This window comes from Comamonas sp. B-9 (genome assembly GCF_000410635.1).
Classification (GTDB): Bacteria; Pseudomonadota; Gammaproteobacteria; order Burkholderiales; family Burkholderiaceae_C; genus Comamonas.
This window is the reverse complement of record NZ_KE148632.1, coordinates 1-5,129: the sequence shown is the minus strand read 5'-3', so window position 1 is coordinate 5,129 and position 5,129 is coordinate 1. Positions and strand designations below refer to the sequence as shown.

At 64.4% G+C, this 5,129-nt stretch carries 4 protein-coding genes and 1 pseudogene; 4 read left to right on the top strand and 1 reads right to left on the bottom strand.

Going from position 1 to position 5,129, the window contains the following annotated elements:
* The coding region (locus H928_RS28660; RefSeq protein WP_043340953.1) for an FtsW/RodA/SpoVE family cell cycle protein at positions 1 to 815 on the bottom strand (815 nt) is incomplete at its 3' end.
* Positions 816 to 966: 151 nt separating this feature from the next.
* Here H928_RS28660 and H928_RS0118060 point away from each other — a divergent pair.
* The 4 genes and pseudogenes from H928_RS0118060 to aroE form a co-directional block, all read left to right on the top strand.
* Complete coding sequence (locus tag H928_RS0118060; protein WP_021027761.1) at positions 967 to 1,557, top strand: YqiA/YcfP family alpha/beta fold hydrolase; 591 nt, start codon at positions 967 to 969, stop codon at positions 1,555 to 1,557.
* 105 nt (positions 1,558 to 1,662) lie between these two features.
* Positions 1,663 to 3,729 carry a ribonuclease catalytic domain-containing protein gene (locus H928_RS0118055; RefSeq protein ID WP_021027760.1) on the top strand — a complete coding sequence of 689 codons (2,067 nt, stop codon included), beginning with the start codon at positions 1,663 to 1,665 and terminating at the stop codon, positions 3,727 to 3,729.
* Between the two features lie 9 nt (positions 3,730 to 3,738).
* Positions 3,739 to 4,611 (top strand): energy transducer TonB, encoded by an 873-nt coding sequence (locus tag H928_RS0118050; protein ID WP_021027759.1) that lies wholly within the window; start codon positions 3,739 to 3,741, stop codon positions 4,609 to 4,611.
* Between the two features lie 134 nt (positions 4,612 to 4,745).
* A pseudogene (aroE, locus tag H928_RS0118045) lies at positions 4,746 to 5,129 on the top strand (shikimate dehydrogenase); the annotation flags it as partial.

Here is a 5,129-nt window from a genome sequence, read left to right as displayed (position 1 = left end):
ATGAACTCCAGATGGGTCTGCGTGCCGGCCATGAAGCCCTTGCCCATGAAACCGCCCGAGCCGATGGCAATCATTCCCTGGATGATGTGAAAGCCCTTGCCCAGCGGGTCGCGGGTGGGGTCGAGCAAGGTGCAGACGCGCTGGCGCTGGTACTCATGCAGCACCACCAGATCCATGCCGTCTTCGCACAGGTGGTGGCCATAGATGGCAATCAGCAGCAGCCCGATGACGCCAATCAGCACCGGCGGGATGATCAGTTTCCAGGACAGGCCGGCAAAATAGATTACCGCCAGGCCCGCAGCCATCACCAGCAGCGACGTGCCCAGGTCGGGCTGCTTCATGATGAGCCCGACCGGGATGACGAGAATCGCAAACGCGACGACAAAATCGGCCGGGCGCAAGGCGCCTTCGCGGCGCTGGAACCACCAGGCCAGCATCAGCGGCATCGCAATCTTCAGCAGCTCACTGGGCTGGATGACGATGCCCAGGTTCACCCAGCGCTGCGCGCCCTTCTTGGTGATGCCAAACAGCGCCACGGCGATCAGCAAGGCAACGCCCAAGCCATACAGCGGCAGCGCAAAGCTGGCCAGCCGGTGCGGCGGGATCTGCGACACCACCAGCAAGATGCCCAGCGCCAGCAGCATATTGCGGCCATGGTCGGAAAAGCGGGTGCCATGGTCAAACCCGGCGGAATACATGGCCGTCAGTCCGATGGCAGCCAGGGTGCCGATGATGAAGATCAGCGGCCAGTCATAACCGCGCAGCATCGGCATGAGACGCTGGAACAGATTCGGTTTATCAAGAACTTCGGACATGGCCGCCATTATCTCTGCTTGGCACAGAACGCCCGCCAGCGCTAGCGGTAAAGACCGGTTTTACCTGTGTCACCCGAACCAAATCAATTCAACAAAACAACTAAGGTTGTCAAGGCCTTAGCAGTGGCGGTCTGGGCGCTATCATTTGTGTATGACGACCACCCACTTGCTCTACCTGCACGGCTTTCGCTCCTCCCCCCAATCGGCCAAGGCCCAGCGCCTGCAACGCCATATTGAAGACACCCGCCCGCATGTGGTGTGGTCAGCCCCCCAGCTGCCCGCCTCGCCCCGGCAAGCGGCCGATCTGCTGCTGCAAACCACCCGCAGCTGGGCCGGCCTGCCGCCCGAGAGCCTGGCGGTCGTCGGCTCCTCGCTGGGCGGCTTCTATGCCAGCTGGGTGGCCCAGCAGCTGCGCTGCAAGAGTGTGCTGATCAACCCCTCGACAACGCCCTGGGTCACTTTGGCGCAGCACCTGGGCGAGCAAACGGCCTGGCACAACCCGGAGGAATCCTTCTTCTTCCGCCCGGAATACCTGGACGAGCTGCAGGCACTGAACGTCAACGGCCAGCCCCCTGCCGCGGCCCAGCTGCTGATTGCCGCCATGGGCGACGAGGTGCTGCACTGGCAGGACATGGTTGCGCGCTACCCCGCCGCCCAGCTGCTGCTGGACGAGGGCAGCGACCATGCGCTGTCCAACTTCGAGAGCTATCTGCCGCAGATCGACAAGTTTCTGGGCTGGTAAAAACCAGCGCTGGCAGGCCTGCCCGCCGTGGGCCGGCCAGAGCCCCCACGCAAAAAACCCTGCGAGCGCGCCCCGGCACCATCCAGCATGGGAAAATGCCCGGCTATGTATGCACTGTTTGACGACGCTGGCAAATTTTTGGCTGGCCGTATCCTCTCCGAAGCTGAAAGCTCCGCCCAAATTGAATTGGACTCCGGAAAACGGGTCAAGGTCAAAGCAGCGAACCTGCTTCTCAAATTTGACAAGCCCACGCCTGCGGAGCTGATCGCACAGGCGCAAACCCTGTCGGCGGATATCGACCCCCAGCTGGCCTGGGAGTTTGCGCCCGAGCAGGAGTTTGGCTTTGCCGACCTGGCGCGCGACTACTTCTCGGAGAACGCCTCGATCACCGAACAGGTGGCGGCGCTCTTCACCTTGTTTGAAGCACCGCACTACTTCCGCCGCGCCGGCAAGGGCCGCTTCAAGAAGGCGCCGGCCGAGATCGTGCAGCAAGCGCTGGCCGCCATCGAGAAAAAGGCCCAGATCCAGGCCCAGATCGACGGCTGGGCGGCCGAACTCGTCAACGGTCAGTGCCCTGCGCCCGTGCAGCAGCAGCTCTACAAGATCTTGTTTCGCCCGGACAAGAACGCGCCTGAGTACAAGGCCGTGGTCGAAGCCAGCCGCAAGGCGCAGCTCGCGCCGCTGGCGCTGCTGCAACAGGCCGGCGCCATCGACTCGTCCTACCAGTTCCACTGGCAGCGCTTTTTGTTTGACAACTTCCCCAAGGGCACGGGCTTCCCGGCCGTCACCGCGCCGCTGCCGCCTGCCGATCTGCCTTTGGCCACGGTGGAGGCCTACTCCATCGACGATTCGGCCACGACCGAAATCGACGATGCGCTGTCGGTACAAGGCCTGGGCACCGGCCAGGTGATCGTCGGCGTGCACATTGCAGCACCTGGTCTCGCGATCGAGCCCGGCTCGGCGCTTGACCATCTGGGCCGCAGCCGCTACTCCACCGTCTACATGCCGGGCTACAAGGTCACGATGCTGCCCGATGAAGTGGTGCAGATCTACACCCTGGATGAGGGCCGTGCCAACCCCGCCGTCTCGCTCTACGTCACCTACGACGAAGCCACGCTGGAGGTGCTCCACAAGGAAACGCGCCTGGAGCGCGTACCGGTGGTTAGCAACTTCCGCTACGACAAGCTCGACCACATCGCCACCGAAGCCTGGCTGACCGACCCGGCGCTGCAGGTCGAGGACACGCCCCAGCCGCTGCTGGACAAGCGAGACGAGCTGAGCTTCCTCTACCGCCTCTCGCGCCACCTCAAGGCCGGCCGCGAAGTGGTGCGCGGCAAGCCCGAGAACTTCAACCGCCCGGACTACAACTTCCGCCTGCAAGGCAATGGCGACCAGGTGCCCAACGGCAGCGAGACGGTGCAGATCTCCGTGCGCAAGCGCGGCGCGCCGCTCGATCTGATCGTGGCCGAGGCGGCCATCGTCGCCAACAGCAGCTGGGGCCAGCTGCTGGCGGACTATGGCGTGCCCGGCATCTACCGCAGCCAGGCCAGCCTGGCACCGGGCATCAAGGTGCGCATGTCCACCAAGGCCTTGCCGCATGCCGGCATCGGCGTCAAAAGCTATGTATGGGCCACGTCGCCGCTGCGCCGCTACACCGACCTGGTCAACCAGTGGCAGATCATCGCCTGCGCGCGCCATGGTGCCACCGCCGCGCTGGTCGCCCCATTCAAGCCCAAGGATGCGGAACTGTTCTCCATCATCAGCGGCTTTGATGCCGCCTACAGCGCCTACAACGGCTACCAGGCCGGCATGGAGCGCTACTGGACCTTGAAGTACCTGGCGCAGAACAGCATCAGTGACCTCACTGCAACAGTTATGAAGGAAGGCCCGGCAGGCAGCATGCTGGTGCGTGCAGATGAACTACCATTGGTGTTTCCGGTGCTGGGCGCGCAGAGTTTGCCGCGTGGTGCCCAGGTCCGGGTCAAGCTCGGCGAGATCGACGAGATCACGCTGGATGTGACCGGAACCGTGCTGGAGAGACTGGACGACGAACAGGCCAACCAGGCCGAGACAGAGTCGCCGGAAGATGAGGAGGAGGCTGTGGCTGGGCCCATCGCAATCGCGGTGGACATGGGCGACGGTGAGGACGCGGCGACCACAAAAACCGATTAACCCGGAACCGTGAAGTTTTTCCAATTTCTTCGATCGCTGTCCACGCTGCAACTGGCGCTGGCCGTGTCCGTGCTGGTGCACGCCGCCATCTTGAGCATCCGCTTTGTCGACCCCCAGGCCTTTGACCGGGTGTTCGAGGACACCCCGCTCGAAGTGATTCTGGTCAACGCCAAGTCCAACGACGCCCCGCCTGACAAGGCCCAGGCCGTCGCCCAGGCCAACCTGGCGGGCGGCGGCGAATCGGCCAACAGCCAGGAGCGCGCCACCAGCCCCATGCCCTACTCGGCCATCACCAACATGGGTGATGACTTTGAAGAGCGCCAGCGCCAGCTCGATGCCATGCAGACCCAGCAGATGCAGCTCTTGGCCGACCTGCGCAACCAGCTGGCCCAGTACCAGCCGCCCGATACGCGCAAGGCCAGCGCCTCGCAGGCGGAAGTCGAGCAGGAAGAAAAGCACCAGCAGCTGCTCAAGATGCTCGCCGAGATCGAAAAGCGCATCCACGAAGAAAACGCCCGCCCCAAGAAGCGCTACATCAGCCCCGCCACGCGCGAAGAGGTGTTCGCCATCTACTACGACCGGCTGCGCCGCAAGGTCGAGGACCGGGGCACCAGCAACTTCCCCGAAGCCGGTGGCCGCAAGCTCTATGGCGAGCTGGTGATGATCATGACCGTCAACCACGACGGCCGGGTGCTGGGCACCGAGGTCTACAAAAGCTCGGGCAACCAGCAGCTCGACCGCCGGGCAGAGGCCATTGCCGTCAGCAGCGGTCCCTTTGGCCACTTTGGCCCCGCGCTGCGCGCCAAGGCCGACCAGATTGCCGTCGTCTCCAAATTCCGCTTCACCCGCGAGCAGACATTGGAAACGGCCAATTTGCAGTAAAGTGGCAAGCGCTTGAGCGCCCTGCTGGCGGGCCCCGTTGCGCCGCCACCGGATGCCCAGCGCATGCCCTTTTTTCTGCCATGCGCGGCCAGCGCCTTCACCGCGCAGCCGCCACGGCCCAGGCCCTTACGACCATGCCCCTTCCAGACCGCTATTGCGTGATGGGCAACCCGATTGCCCACAGCCGCTCACCCCGCATCCACACGCTGTTTGCGCAGCTGACCGACCAGGCGCTGGTCTATGAGGCCAAGCTGGTGGCGCTGGACGGTTTTGACGCGGCCCTGCGCCAGCTGGTGCAGGCCGGTACCCGGGGCATGAATGTGACCGTGCCCTTCAAGCTCGACGCCGCGCGCCTGGCCGACAGCCTCAGCGAGCGCGTGCTGCGTGCGGGCGCGGCCAACACCCTGGTGGTGGGCGCCGATGGCCGCATCCACGCCGACAACACCGATGGCCTGGGCCTGGTGGCCGATATCGTGCGCAATGCGGGGGTGGCGCTCACCGGCCAGCGCGTGCTGCTG

Coding starts and splice junctions, on each gene's coding strand:
- H928_RS0118060 (WP_021027761.1), top strand. CDS start 967: ATGACGACCACCCACTTGCTCTACCTGCACGGCTTTCGCTCCTCCCCC.
- H928_RS0118055 (WP_021027760.1), top strand. CDS start 1,663: ATGTATGCACTGTTTGACGACGCTGGCAAATTTTTGGCTGGCCGTATC.